The sequence below is a fragment of the Stappia sp. MMSF_3263 genome (assembly GCF_030733745.1).
Lineage (GTDB): Bacteria > Pseudomonadota > Alphaproteobacteria > Rhizobiales > Stappiaceae > Stappia.
The window spans coordinates 213,364-226,963 of record NZ_JASHIK010000006.1; the positions used below are offsets into that span (position 1 = coordinate 213,364).

At 66.6% G+C, this 13,600-nt stretch carries 12 protein-coding genes; 7 read left to right on the forward strand and 5 right to left on the reverse strand.

The window, feature by feature from the left end:
- Window positions 1-116 precede the first annotated feature (116 nt).
- Window positions 117-668 (reverse strand): DUF924 family protein, encoded by a 552-nt coding sequence (locus RBB46_RS09550; RefSeq protein WP_306028739.1) that lies wholly within the window; start codon window positions 666-668, stop codon window positions 117-119.
- Between the two features lie 139 nt (window positions 669-807).
- Between RBB46_RS09550 and RBB46_RS09555 the strand changes: the two genes are divergently transcribed.
- On the forward strand, window positions 808-1,044 hold the full coding sequence (locus tag RBB46_RS09555) for a sulfurtransferase TusA family protein (protein ID WP_306028740.1): 237 nt from the start codon (window positions 808-810) through the stop codon (window positions 1,042-1,044).
- A gap of 30 nt (window positions 1,045-1,074) precedes the next feature.
- Here RBB46_RS09555 and RBB46_RS09560 read toward each other — a convergent pair whose 3' ends face one another.
- Window positions 1,075-1,368: a 4a-hydroxytetrahydrobiopterin dehydratase gene (locus RBB46_RS09560; protein WP_306028741.1), complete on the reverse strand. Its 294-nt coding sequence runs from the start codon at window positions 1,366-1,368 to the stop codon at window positions 1,075-1,077.
- Between the two features lie 143 nt (window positions 1,369-1,511).
- Between RBB46_RS09560 and RBB46_RS09565 the strand changes: the two genes are divergently transcribed.
- Window positions 1,512-1,952 carry a low molecular weight protein-tyrosine-phosphatase gene (locus RBB46_RS09565; protein WP_306028742.1) on the forward strand — a complete coding sequence of 147 codons (441 nt, stop codon included), beginning with the start codon at window positions 1,512-1,514 and terminating at the stop codon, window positions 1,950-1,952.
- 146 nt (window positions 1,953-2,098) lie between these two features.
- The gene (locus RBB46_RS09570) at window positions 2,099-2,551 is read left to right on the forward strand and encodes a host attachment family protein (protein WP_306028743.1); all 453 of its coding nucleotides are present in this window, start codon (window positions 2,099-2,101) and stop codon (window positions 2,549-2,551) included.
- 13 nt (window positions 2,552-2,564) lie between these two features.
- Here RBB46_RS09570 and RBB46_RS09575 read toward each other — a convergent pair whose 3' ends face one another.
- The 3 genes from RBB46_RS09575 to RBB46_RS09585 all read right to left on the reverse strand — a co-directional run bounded on the left by RBB46_RS09575 (window position 2,565) and on the right by RBB46_RS09585 (window position 8,057).
- Window positions 2,565-3,773, reverse strand: coding sequence for a winged helix-turn-helix domain-containing protein (locus RBB46_RS09575; RefSeq protein WP_306028744.1), 1,209 nt, complete (start codon window positions 3,771-3,773; stop codon window positions 2,565-2,567).
- A gap of 8 nt (window positions 3,774-3,781) precedes the next feature.
- Complete coding sequence (gene pyc / locus RBB46_RS09580) at window positions 3,782-7,252, reverse strand: pyruvate carboxylase (protein WP_306028745.1); 3,471 nt, start codon at window positions 7,250-7,252, stop codon at window positions 3,782-3,784.
- A gap of 676 nt (window positions 7,253-7,928) precedes the next feature.
- Window positions 7,929-8,057, reverse strand: coding sequence for a hypothetical protein (locus tag RBB46_RS09585; RefSeq protein WP_306028746.1), 129 nt, complete (start codon window positions 8,055-8,057; stop codon window positions 7,929-7,931).
- A 65-nt stretch (window positions 8,058-8,122) separates the two neighbouring features.
- Between RBB46_RS09585 and RBB46_RS09590 the strand changes: the two genes are divergently transcribed.
- The 4 genes from RBB46_RS09590 to RBB46_RS09605 all read left to right on the forward strand — a co-directional run bounded on the left by RBB46_RS09590 (window position 8,123) and on the right by RBB46_RS09605 (window position 13,539).
- A complete protein-coding gene (locus RBB46_RS09590) occupies window positions 8,123-11,383 on the forward strand; it encodes a helicase-related protein (protein WP_306028747.1) in 3,261 nt (1,086 codons plus the stop codon).
- A 94-nt stretch (window positions 11,384-11,477) separates the two neighbouring features.
- Window positions 11,478-11,924, forward strand: coding sequence for an RNA-binding S4 domain-containing protein (locus RBB46_RS09595; protein ID WP_306028760.1), 447 nt, complete (start codon window positions 11,478-11,480; stop codon window positions 11,922-11,924).
- Window positions 11,925-12,205: 281 nt separating this feature from the next.
- Complete coding sequence (gene fdxA, locus RBB46_RS09600) at window positions 12,206-12,544, forward strand: ferredoxin FdxA (RefSeq protein WP_306028748.1); 339 nt, start codon at window positions 12,206-12,208, stop codon at window positions 12,542-12,544.
- Window positions 12,545-12,942: 398 nt separating this feature from the next.
- Window positions 12,943-13,539, forward strand: a complete 597-nt coding sequence (locus tag RBB46_RS09605; protein ID WP_306028749.1) for a CarD family transcriptional regulator — start codon at window positions 12,943-12,945, stop codon at window positions 13,537-13,539.
- Window positions 13,540-13,600: the final 61 nt, after the last annotated feature.

Below are 13,600 nucleotides of genomic sequence, written 5' to 3' on the forward strand. Positions count from 1 at the left end.
CCCAGCCCGAAGAGACCGGCAAAGGGGGTGCCGCCCCTGCGCTTCTGCATAAAAAATAGCCACATCCGGCGACCGAATGTGGCTAAATTATGTGCACATATTTTGTGCAATTCACCTCAGGCGCTGAACCCGCCATCCGCCAGGAAGGCCTTTTCCGCCTCGCTCGACACCCGCCCCAACACGGCGTTGCGATGCGGGAACCGGCCAAAGCGGCGGATCACGTCGAGATGGATGAGCGCATAGAGATAGGCTTCCTGCTCGCCGTGACGGCGGAACAGGTCGACGCTGCGTTCCTGCGCCGCCATGTCCTCCGCATGCTCGAACGGCAGGTAGAAGAACGGGCGCGCCTGTTTGGGAAACGCCCGGTCGAACCCGGCGTCCACGGCCTTGCCGGCGATCGTGCGGGCGCGGGCATCGGAGGCGAAGGCCAGTGGGTCGCCCCGATAGATATTGCGGGGGAACTGATCGAGCAGGAGGAGAAGCGCCAGCGCCCCGTGCGGCGTTCCGGCCCAGCCGTCGAGCTCACCCTCGCGCGCCGCAGCGACAAGCGCGCCGAAGCGGTCGCGGATCTCCTCGTCGAACGCATCGCTGCGGGCAAACCACCTGGGCGGGCCTGCCATCCACCAGAAATCGAGAATATCGGTCGCATCGGGCTTGCCGCTGGTCATCGGGGACATATGCTCCTGTCGGGACGTGGTTCGGGAGGCGGATCATTGCATCCCTCGCGGCCCCCGCACAATTCCCGCCGGCGTTCGGAGCGGATCGAGGCGGGAAATGCGGAAGCGAAGACCGGGCCGGAGACCCCGCATGACGGACGATGTCGATCACGAACTGGACCTGAAGGGGTTGAAATGCCCGCTGCCGGTGCTCAAGGCCCGCAAGGCCATGACGGCAATGCGGCCGGGTGCCCGCGTCCGCATCCTCTCGACGGACCCCATGTCGGTAATCGACATTCCCCATTTCTGCCAGGAGGCGGGTCACCGGCTGCTGTCCCGCGAGACGGGGGCGGACGAGGTCCATGTCTTCACGCTGGAGCGCGGCTGAGAGCCTCCCCGCCGCATCAAACGCGCCGCGTCAGATCCCCGCGATCCGGTCCATGGCCCGCGCAAGGCGCAGGTCGAGATCGCTGAGGCCGCCCGCGTCATGGGTCGTCAGCACCACCTCGACGGTCTTGTAGACATTGAACCATTCAGGGTGATGGTTCATCTTCTCTGCGACCAGCGCTGCCCGCGTCATGAAGCCGAAGGCCTCGTTGAAATCCTTGAAGGTGAAGGTGCGGGCGATCGCATCGCGCCCCTCGACCTCCCGCCAGCGGGAAAGCGCGGCAAGCGCATCGGCGCGGGCTTCGGGGGCGAGTTTCTCGGTCATGATCTGTCTCCTTGCCTCCGCCCCCCGGGGACATCCGGGAGCCACGATGGGAACACGGCGGCGGCGGCAAGACAACCACCGCCGCGAGACGCGGCGAGACAATCGGCGCCCGGCCCCGGGGCCGCAACAAGAGAGCCTGCGAGATGACACGCATCCTGTTCGTCTGTCTTGGCAATATCTGCCGTTCGCCGCTGGCCGAGGGCATCCTTCGCGCCGAGGCCGGCGACCGACCGGACATTGAGGTCGACAGCGCCGGCACCGCCGCCTGGCATGTCGGCAAGGCGCCGGACCCGCGCTCCATCGCCATCGCCGCGCGTCACGGCATCGACATCTCCCGCTTGCGCGCCCGCCAGGTCTGCCTTGACGACTTTTCCCGCTTCGACCTGATCCTGGCAATGGATGCTGCCAACCTGGAGGACTTGCAGGCCATGGCTCCGGTCGGTGCGCGCGCGCGGCTGCGCCGCTTTCTCGGTCGGGACGTTCCCGATCCCTATTATGGCGGTGACGACGGCTTCGCCGATGTACATGCCATGCTCGAAAAGGGCTGCAAGGAGCTGCTTGCCGAACACGGGAACGCGACCTGAGCTGCGACCGTTTGGCCGCGGCCATTCAAAAACCGCGAACGCATACCTACGTGGAGTGATGGGGGCGCACGCTTGCGGCGCACTTTGGGTCGCAGGCGCACCCGGTGCCGGAGGGCATCGGCGACACTCGCGAAGGAGACCCGATCATGAGCGGATTGCGTATCGAGCACGACAGCTGGGTGCTTGTGGGAGACGGCGAAAAGGCCCTCTTCTTCCGCAACCAGGGCGATGCCGACTATCCCAACCTTGAGGTTCTCCGAGTGCTGGAGCAGGACAACCCGGCGACATCGCAGCAGGGCACCGACGCACCCGGACGACGCAGTGACGGCCCGGGGCCGAACCGCAGCGCCATGGAACCAACCGACTGGCACCTGATCGAGAAGCACCGCTTCGCCGGCAGGATCGCCGCCGCACTCTACAAGGAAGCCCACAAGGGACGCTTTTCCAAGCTGGTCGTCGTCGCTCCGCCGATGACCCTTGGAGACCTGCGCAAGGAGTTCCACAAGGAAGTGGCCTCGCGCGTCGTCGCCGAGGTCGACAAGACCCTGACGAAACATCCGCCGGAGGAAATCGAGCGGATCCTGACCACCAAGAACTGAGGCAAGACCCGTCTCAGCCGGCCGGATCGCGTCGCCAGCCATCGGCCAGGCGCACGCGGTCCATGCCGGTGAAGCGGGCCATGCGGGCAAGTTCGGCCTCCAGCCGGGCAAGACGCCCCTCGCCAAGACGGACGCCGCGCTCCGGCCAGAAAGCCGTAACGAGAAGCTCGCCCTCCGCCCGCCGGCAGATCATGTCGATCCGGCCGATCAGCCGGTCCTTCTCCAGCAGTGGATAGACATAGTAGCCATAGGTCCGCTTCGGCGCCGGCACGAAGACCTCGATCCGGTAGGAGAAGCCGAACAACCGCTCGGCCCGCTTGCGGTCGCGCAAAACCGGATCGAAGGGACTGAGCGCCCGCACGCGCGCCGGCGGCTCGGGAGCCTCCGCCACCAGCGTAGCGATATCGGAACGGGCAAAGCTCGCCCGTCGCGGCGTGTCGCGGCCGAAATCGATCTCGACCGGCAGGATCGTGTCGCCAGCCTGCGCCGCGCACCACGCCTTCGCTTCCTCCGGCTTGACCAGGTCGTAGAAGGCGGCGATCTCGCCGGGTGTCGCCACGCCGAGCCGAAGCAGCGCCTCGCGGCAGGCCCAGTCGACGAATTCGTCGTGGCTGACCTCGCGGGAAAAATGCTCGCCGGGAATGACCCGCTCGGCAAGGTCGTAGATCTTGGCGAAATTCTCCCGCCCCGTGACGGCGATCTCGCCGGTCCGCCAGAGATATTCCAGCGCCGTCTTGCCGGGTTGCCAGTTCCACCAGCCCGGCTGCTTGCGCTCCCGCTCGCCGTCGAAATCGCGCCCGCGCGAGGGACCGTTCTCCACGATATGGTCGCGCACCCGGTCGATCTCACCGTGAAAATCGCCCCCGTGCCAATTGGTCCAGCGCGCCTTCAGCCTTTCGCGCTGGCGCTCGAACCGATGCCGCCAATAGGGCCAGGCGGCGGAGGGGATCACCGCCGCGTCGTGCGTCCAGTTCTCGAACAGCGCCCGGTCGCGCTCCAGCAACCGGGTGAGCCCGTCCTCGCGATAGGTCTGGTTTCGCGAGAACAGGATCTGGTGGTGGGCACGCGTGACAGTGTTGATGCTGTCGACCTGGACGAAGCCGAGACGGTCGACAAGGTCGCAAAGCTCGCCCGGGCCGACCCGCCGCGCCGGCGGGTCGGACAATCCCTGCAGGTGCAGGAACACCCGTCGCAGGTCGGAAGCGGCGATCCTCGGCACCATGCCCGCGCTCAGTCCCCGCCTGCCTCGAAGACGACCAGAAGGTCCTTCGCGTCGACCTGTTGTCCCGGCGTCACCAACACCTCGGCGATGGCGCCGGCCCGGTCCGCATGCAGCGCGGTCTCCATCTTCATAGCCTCAATGGAGACCAGCACGTCACCGGCGGCGACACTCTGACCGGCCTTCACCGCCACCGTGGAGATAACGCCCGGCATCGGCGCACCGACATGAGCGGCATTGCCGACCTCGGCCTTGCGCCGCACCGCCGCCCCGGCCGCGCCATGCGCCCGGTCGGGTACCTTGATGATGCGCGGCTGGCCGTTCAGCTCGAAGAACACCTTGCGCTCGCCGTTCTCGTCCGTCTCGCCGACGGCCTGGGTACGCACGACCAGCGTCTTGCCCGGCTCCAGATCGATCATGATCTCCTCGCCGGCCGGCAGTCCGTAGAAATAGACCGGCGTCGGCAGCACGCTGACCGGACCGTAGAGGTCGCGGGCGGCGGCAAAGTCCGTGAACACCTTCGGATACATGAGGTAGGAGGCAAGGTCGGCATCGTCGACATCCGTACCGATTTTCTCCGCGGCTTCCGCACGGCGGGCCGCAAGATCGTCATCGGCAAGCAGCGAGCCTGGACGCACCGTGATCGGGCTCTCGCCCTTCAGCACCCGCGCCTGGATGTCCTTGGGCCAGCCACCCGGCGACTGGCCGAGATCACCACGCATCATCTGCACGACGCTGTCGGGGAAGGCGACGTCCTTGTCGGGGGCCAGAACATCGGCGACCGACAGCCCCTGCGCCACCATCATCAGCGCCATGTCGCCGACGACCTTGGACGAAGGCGTCACCTTGACGATGTCACCGAACATCATGTTGACGTCGTGATAGGCCTGCGCCACCTCGTGCCAGCGGGTTTCCAGGCCGAGCGAGCGCGCTTGCTCCTTCAGGTTGGTGAACTGGCCGCCGGGCATCTCGTGCAGGTAGACCTCCGAGGCGGGTGCCTTGAGGTCGCTCTCGAAGGCCCGGTACTGGGCCCGCACCGCTTCCCAATAGAAGGAGATCTCGCGGATCACCTTCGGATCGAGTCCCGTATCGCGCGGCCCGTCGCGCAGCGCGGCGGCAAGCGAGCCCAGCGCCGGCTGCGAGGTGAGGCCCGAGAAGGCGTCCATCGCGGCATCGACCGCATCGACCCCGGCCTCGACGGCGGCCAGCACGGTCGCCGCGGAGATGCCCGAGGTGTCGTGCGTGTGGAAATGGATCGGCAGGCCGACCTCGCGCTTCAGCTCGGTGAAGAGCTGCCGCGCCGCCTCCGGCTTCATCAAGCCGGCCATGTCCTTGACGCCGAGGATATGGCAGCCGGCGCGCTCCAGTTCCTTCGCCAGCCTGACGTAATAGGCCAGATCGTATTTCGGCCGGGCGCTGTCATTGAGATCGCCCGTATAGCAGATCGTGCCCTCGCACAGCTTGTCCGCCTCGATCACCGCATCGAGCGAGACGCGCATGTTCTCCACCCAGTTGAGGCAGTCGAAGACGCGGAAGAGGTCGACCCCGTTCTCCGCCGCGCGGGCGACGAAGTCGCGCACCACATTGTCGGGATAGTTGGCATAGCCGACACCGTTGGCTCCGCGCAGAAGCATCTGCAACAGGATATTGGGCGCCCGCTCGCGCACCATTCGCAGCCGCTCCCAGGGATCCTCGGTGAGAAAGCGCATGGCGACGTCGAACGTCGCCCCGCCCCAGCATTCGAGCGAGAAAAGCTGCGGCAACCCGCGCGAATAGGCCTCCGCGATCGCCGCGATGTCGAAGGTGCGCATCCGGGTGGCCAGCAGCGACTGGTGGGCATCGCGCATGGTCGTGTCGGTGACGAGCGTACGCCGCTCCGCCTTCATCCAGTCGGCGAAACCGAATGGCCCGAGTTCGTCGAGAAGCTGCCTCGTGCCCTTCTTCGCCTCGCCGCCATAGACCGGCGCGCGCGGCACCAGCGCGTCTGCGACCGGACGCGGCCGGGTCTTGGTTTCCGGATGGCCGTTGACGGTGACATCCGCGATATAGGTCAGCAGCTTGGTCGCCCGGTCGCGGCGCGTCACCTGCTCGAACAGGGCCGGCGTCTCGTCGATGAAGCGTGTCGTATAGCTGTTCGCCCGGAAGTCCGGATGGCCGATGACGTTTTCCAGGAAGACGAGATTGGTGGCAACGCCCCGGATGCGGAACTCGCGCAGGGCGCGGTCCATGCGCTGCGCCGCCTCTTCCGCCGACGGCGCCCAGGCGGTCACCTTCTCCAGCAACGGATCGTAGAAACGGGTGATCACCGCGCCCGAATAGGCCGTGCCCCCGTCAAGCCGGATGCCGAAGCCGGTGGCGCCGCGATAGGCGGTGATGCGGCCGTAATCGGGAATGAAGTTCTGCTCCGGATCCTCGGTGGTGATCCGGCATTGCAGCGCATGGCCGTTGAGGCGGATGTCGCCCTGTGCCGGCACGCCCGAGCCGGCATCGCCGATAATCGCGCCGGCGGCGATGCGGATCTGTGCCTTGACGATGTCGATGCCGGTGACCTCCTCCGTCACCGTGTGCTCGACCTGGACGCGCGGATTGACCTCGATGAAATAGAAGTCTCCGGTATCCGCATCCATCAGGAACTCGACGGTGCCGGCGCCCCGATAATCCGAGGCGCGGCCGATCCTCAGGCCGTATTCGCTGAGCCGCGTGCGCTGCTCGGCCGACAGATACGGCGCCGGCGCACGCTCAACCACCTTCTGGTGGCGGCGCTGGATGGAGCAGTCGCGCTCGAACAGGTGAACGAGATTGCCATGCGCGTCGCCGAGGATCTGCACCTCGACATGGCGGGCGCGCTCGACAAGCTTTTCCAGATAGATCTCGTCCTTGCCGAAGGCCGCCTTGGCTTCGCGCTTGGCCGCGTCCACGTCGCGCACCAGCGTCTCCTCGTCGCGGATGACGCGCATGCCGCGTCCGCCGCCGCCCCAGGACGCCTTGAGCATCACCGGGTAGCCGATCGCGGCCGCCTGCCGGCGGACCTCCGCCATGTCGTCGGGCAGCGGATCGGTCGCCGGCATCACCGGTACGCCCGCCTCGATGGCCAGGTTGCGCGCCGCCACCTTGTTGCCGAGCCGGCGCATGGTCTCCGGAGAGGGCCCGATGAAGATGACACCAGCCTCGGCGCAGGCCTCGGCGAATTCGGGGCTTTCGGAAAGAAAGCCGTAGCCAGGATGGATCGCATCAACGCCGGCGGCCTTCGCAACCCGCATGATCTCGGGGATCGACAGATAGGCCTCGATCGGACCGAGCGGTTCGGCCAGATGCGGCCCGCGTCCGATCTGGTACGCCTCGTCCGCCTTGAACCGGTGCAGCGCCAGCTTGTCCTGCTCGGCATAGACTGCAACCGTACGCATGCCCAACTCGTTCGCCGCACGGAAAATTCGGATCGCGATCTCGGACCGGTTGGCGACAAGTATCTTGCGAATGGCCAAAAGCACCCCTCCTCAAACTGCCGGCGGAACACCTCTCCGCCAGTGCCTTTACGTCACCGCCTTCTAACGGCCAGATCCGCGGATGGGAAGGTGGCAGCAGGCAGTGATGGCCATAGGCAGCTCCACCGCCCCTGGCGACGTGCCAGAACGGGACGAATGGGTAAACCCGTTATGCGAGCTTGCAAAACCTAGCTTCAGCCGCCTTCACGATACGGACGCCCATCGGCAGGAAAACACAACATGTCGCGAGAACAAAACAAAAACACTCCCGGATCAGCGATTCGGACAGGCTTCGTTCCCGGTTTCGCCGAAACGTTAACGGCTTCGATAAAAATCAATTCATCCGGTTAACTTTATCGCAACACCTGGCCCGGCCGGAGCGATCGGGAGAATCAGCCGCCCCGCCGAGCCAAGATATTGAGCCGATTCACGATTTCGACATGCCCTTCCGCCCGAACACAACATGTCGTAGGGAACGAAACCTGAATCCACACAGGTCATCGATTCGGTCCGGCTTTGTTCAGGACTCGTTCTGTTCTCCCCGAAATCCACGCCCCGGAAGCCGGAAGCCCGCCCCCGGGAGACCGATTCGCCAGCGGACGCGGGCGCGGCGGCGCTGCCCGCCAGGGTTGCGAAGCGCCGCAAAAGAGGGCGCGACAGCGCGGCGCTGTCTGTGCTACCAGACAAGGCATTGTTCGCCGGCATCGCCAAGGCCCGCCGGCACAGCCCAGCGATCCGCCGCATCCTCCCGCGCCGGACCGTGTATCGCCGTCGCCAGGAACCGCACAGCGTCGTCGCCAGACAATGGTCCAATCCTCACGTTCGCAGCCCCTTTCGGAGCAGGCCTTCCCTGCGCAGTTGCCGCCATCCGTGCGTGCGCGGACGGTGACGGCCGTCCTGGGGCCGACCAACACCGGCAAGACGCATCTTGCCATCGAGCGCATGATCGCCCGCGAAAGCGGCATTATCGGCCTGCCGCTGCGCCTATTGGCGCGCGAGGTCTATGGCCGCATCGTCGCCCGCATCGGCGAGGAGAAGGTGGCGCTGGTCACCGGCGAGGAGAAGATCATTCCCGCCGGCGCCCGCTACTGGGTGTCGACGGTGGAGGCGATGCCGCTGGACCTGCGGACCGACTTCGTCGCCATCGACGAGGTCCAGCTTGCCGGCGACCTGGAGCGCGGCCACGTTTTCACGGACCGTATCCTCAACATGCGCGGCACGCTGGAAACGCTGCTGCTCGGTTCGGCAACGGCCCGTCCGCTGCTGGAGCGTCTGCTGCCCGGTCTCAACGTTGTGACGCGTCCGCGCATGTCGATGCTGACCTATTCGGGGCAGAAGAAGATCACCCGCCTGCCGGCGCGCTCCGCCGTCGTCGCCTTTTCCTCCTCCGAGGTCTATGCGATCGCCGAGCTGATTCGCCGCCAGCACGGCGGAGCGGCGGTGGTGCTCGGCTCGCTCAGCCCGCGCACCCGCAATGCCCAGGTGGAACTCTTCCAGAACGGCGACGTCGAGCATCTGATCGCCACCGACGCGATCGGCATGGGGCTCAACCTCGACGTCGACCACATTGCCTTTGCCGGCATCCGCAAGTTCGACGGTTACCAGTACCGGATGCTGACACCGGCCGAGATGGGCCAGATCGGCGGCCGCGCCGGCCGGCACACGCGCGACGGCACCTTCGGCGTCACCGGTCGCGTCGATCCGTTCGACGACGAACTGGTCGAGGCGCTGGAGGCGCACCGCTTCGAGGCGCTGAAGGTCCTGCAATGGCGCAACCGGGCGCTCGATTTCTCGCAGATCGAGACGCTGCGCAGCTCGCTCGACGAGCCGCCGCGCGAGCAGGGGCTGACCCGCTCCCCGCCCTCGGCCGACGAAACCGCCTTCGACCATGCGGTGCGGGACGAGGCGATCCGCCGCGTGACCGATGCGCCGGAGCGGGTGCGCCTGCTCTGGGACGTGTGCCAGGTGCCCGACTATCGCAAGATCGCGCCGGCCAACCACGCCGACCTGATCGCCGGAATCTACGGCCACCTGACCCGCGACGGCGTCGTTCCCGACGACTGGTTCGCCCGCCAGGTGGCCTATGCCGACCGTGTCGACGGCGACATCGACACCCTGTCCAACCGGATGGCGCACATCCGTACCTGGACCTTTGTTGCCAACCGCGGCGACTGGCTTGCGGATCCCGCCCATTGGCAAGGCGTGACGCGCGGCGTAGAAGACCGTTTGTCGGATGCCTTGCACGAGAGGCTGACACAGCGCTTCGTCGACCGACGGACCAGCGTATTGATGCGACGGCTGAGAGAGAATGCGATGCTTGAAGCGGAAATCACATCGGCAGGAGACGTGCTTGTCGAAGGACAGCATGTCGGCCAGTTGCAGGGCTTCCGCTTTGCGCCGGACCCGGCCGCGGACGGACCGGACGTCAAGGCCTTGCGCGCAGCCGCGCAAAAGGCACTGGCGAGCGAGCTGACCCAGCGCGCCGACAGGCTGTCGCGCAGTCCCAACGAGGACTTCGCGCTCGCCTCCGACGGTGCCTTGCGCTGGCATGGCGAAATCGTCGCCCGGGTGATTCCCGGCGAAAGCGTGCTGACCCCGGGCCTCGTCCTGCTTTGCGAGGAAACGCTGGAGCCGGCCGACCGGGACAAGGTCGACCAGCGCCTGACCCTTTGGCTGAAGACCCATGTCGACACGGCGCTGAAGCCGCTTCGCGACCTGGAGACCGGCGAAGGGCTCGAGGGGCTCGCCCGTGGCGTTGCCTTCCGCCTCGTCGAGGCGCTCGGCATTCTCGAACGCTCCGAGATCGGCGAGGACGTGCGTCAGCTCGACCAGACCATGCGGGCGGGATTGCGCCGCCTCGGCGTACGCTTCGGCGCCTACCACATCTTCGTGCCTGCCCTGCTGAAGCCGGCCCCGAGCCGGTTGCTGGCGCAACTCTGGGCGCTGAAACATGGAAACCCGGACATGCCGGGCCTTGCCGAACTGCCGCAGCTCTCGGCTTCGGGACGGACCTCGATCACCGTCGATCCGGAGATCTCGAAGGACCTCTACAAGGTCGTCGGCTTCCGCGTCTGCGGACCGCGCGCGGTGCGTATCGACATTCTCGAGCGGCTTGCCGACCTGATCCGGCCACTGCTTTCCTGGAAGCCGCTCGACGCCAGCGTCGAGCCGCCTGAAGGGGCGATCGCCGAAGGCGGCGGATTTACCGTCACCGTGGCGATGACGTCGCTGCTCGGCTGTGCCGGCGAAGATTTCTCCGCCGTGCTGAAATCGCTCGGATACCGGGTCGAGGCTCGCGAGATCCAGCGCCCGGCGCCGGTCGTGGCCGCGGCGGCAAGCCCTGACGACAGCCCGGCGCAGGAAACGGCCCCGCCCGTTGCGGCCGAACCGCTGGTCGATGCACCTGCCGCCCGGGAGCCGGATGCGGACGCCGCCAGCCTTGAGGGCGCGGAGGCGAACGCGACTGGCACTGCCGGCGATGAGCCCGCGATTGACCTGGCCCCGGTCGGCGAAGCCCCCGTCGCCACTGTAGCAGCCGATATCGCGGCAACGCCGCAGGAGGAAACCGTCGCAGAGGCGGACCCCGCAGGCGAGAACGGCATCCCGGTCGCATCTGCGGAAAGTTCCCAGGAAACGGGCACCGCCTCCAGTGAGGCGGAAGCGGCCGGAGGACCGCTCGACGAGGCCGCGTCCGCGCCCGACGATGCATCCGCGGCCGCATCCGACGTGGTCATGGAGACCGTCACCATCGAAATCTGGCGCCCGGGGCGCCGCGACCGTCGCCCCCAGGCCGCCGGCCAGCGGACGCGGCGCGGCGGCGATGCCGAGCGGGATGGCGAGAGCCAGCCCCGGGGTGCGGGCAAGGGGCGCGGTCATGGCAAGGGCGGCAACCGTCAGCATGGCCGGCCGGACCAGGGGCGGGTCGGTGACCAGCGCGGTGCGCCGCGCGCGGCGAAAGGACCCGGCAATCGCGGCGAGCGACCAAGGCCGGAGGGCAACAGGCCGGACGGGAACCGGGGACGCGGACCGAAGCCGGAACGCGCGATCGACCCGGATTCGCCCTTTGCCAAGCTGGCCGCACTGAAGGCCGATCTCGAGAAGAAGCCCGGCGAAAAGAAACCCAAGACCTGACGGCCGCGCTCCGCCTTCGTCGGAGCCGGCAACTCCGGAGCGCGGAGGTGCGAGGACGTTGAGCGACGAGGATCCCGGCACGAAGGCGGATGCGCTGCCCGGCGCGGCGCACGGGCCACCCCAGCGTCTCGACAAGTGGTTGTGGTTCGCCCGCATCGTCAAGTCGCGCAGCCTGGCGCAGAAACTGGTCGGCGGCGGGCATGTGCGCGTCAATCGCGACAAGACGACGGCGCCGGCCAAGCTGGTGCGGGCCGGAGACGTGTTGACCATCGTCGTCGCCGACCGCGTTCGGCTGCTCAAGGTGCGCGCGCCGGGCGTCAGGCGCGGGCCGGCACCGGAAGCCCAGCAACTCTACGAGGACCTGCAGCCCCGCCCGGATCCTTCCGCCCAACCGGACCCGCAAGACGTCGCGGCGCCTGCCGGAAGGACAGGTGCGACGATTGGCGCCGACCTGCCGGCCCCCGCCCGGCGCGAGCCCGGCAGCGGCCGTCCGACCAAGCGGCAACGGCGCGAACTCGACCGGCTGCGCGGCGACGAGTAGGAAACGACACGGCATTTTGCCGCCGCGCATCGCACGGGAGCGTGCTCACGCCCTCCCGGCGCAGGAGAAAATTGTTCTCCGGGCACTATGATTGACAACATATTCCGAACTTGAAGCGTGCCGGCAAACCCGTTACGCAGTTTCAACGACCCGCCCGGATGCCAGACCGCAGCGCCCGCCTTCCACGCCGCGCAACGGACCGATCTCCAGGCCAGAACTGTGTTGGGCACCGTTCGCCTGCCGGCTTCCGGCGGTGAAATGACTGCCGCGAGAGGACTGCGATGACCTATATCGTCACGGACAACTGCATCAAGTGCAAGTACACGGATTGCGTCGAAGTCTGTCCGGTCGACTGCTTCTATGAAGGCGAGAACATGCTCGTCATTCATCCCGACGAATGCATCGATTGCGGCGTCTGCGAGCCCGAATGCCCCGCCGACGCGATCAAGCCCGATACCGAGCCAGGCCTCGAGAAATGGCTTGAGGTCAATACAGAATACGCGTCCAAATGGCCGAACATCACGGTCAAGAAGGACCAGTTGCCGGAGGCCGAGGAGTTCGACGGCAAGCAGAACAAGTACGAAGAGCACTTCTCCGCCGAACCGGGCAGCGGCGACTGAGACCCATGAGCTGGCCGGTCCGCTGGCCCCCAGTGCCCGCGCGCATCGCGACCTCCCGGCCGCGGTGACGTTGCGTCATGCGCAACTGCACTGCAATATTTTGAAATCCACAAGTTTTGTGATATAGTCTTTTCCTCAGTAATCGAACCATCGGTCTCCCCTCCCAGCGGAGGTTTTTTTATGGTTGCGAACCCTTCGCCTCCCGCGAAGGGAGGCGACATCCCTCCTGGAACTGATCCGAGGCTAGAGTTCGGTCGGCTGATCATCGAATAGCGGACTCCGGCAGCTTGTGGTGAGCCACGGGCTGGCGGACGTGCGTTTCTCCGTAGACAGGTCGACGCCGGCACGGCGTCACCATTCGGCTTCTGGCCGCAACTGCGCAGGAGTAGCATAGGCGTATGGCAACAACGATGAAGAAGACCGCGCAGAGACAGGGTTTCAAGACCGGTGAATACATTGTCTACCCGGCACACGGCGTCGGACAGATCACCGCAATCGAGGAGCAGAACGTCGCGGGATATGCGCTTGAACTTCTGGTGATCAATTTCGAACAGGACAAGATGACGCTGCGTGTTCCGGTTGCCAAGATTGCAACCGTGGGCATGCGCAAGCTGGCGGATGCGGCCTTCGTCAAGAAGGCGCTCGAGACCGTGCGCGGGCGCCCGCGCGTCAAGCGCACCATGTGGAGCCGCCGCGCCCAGGAATACGAGGCGAAGATCAATTCCGGCGACCTGATCGCCATTGCCGAGGTGGTCCGCGACCTGTTCCGGTCCGACAGCCAGCCCGAGCAGTCCTACTCCGAGCGTCAGCTCTACGAGGCCGCCCTCGACCGGATGTCTCGCGAGATCGCCGCCGTCAACAAGTGCTCGGACACCGAGGCCATCCGCCAGATCGAGCAGAACCTGGCCAAGTCCGCCAGCCGCAAGGCCGCAGCGGAGGCGGCAGCGGCCGCAGCCGCCCAGGACGAGGATGGCGAGCAGACCGAAGCCGCCTGATATCCTGCTCGCGGCCGCTTCGACCGCGACGCAGCCTTTGAAATCCAGGAAAGGCCCCGCG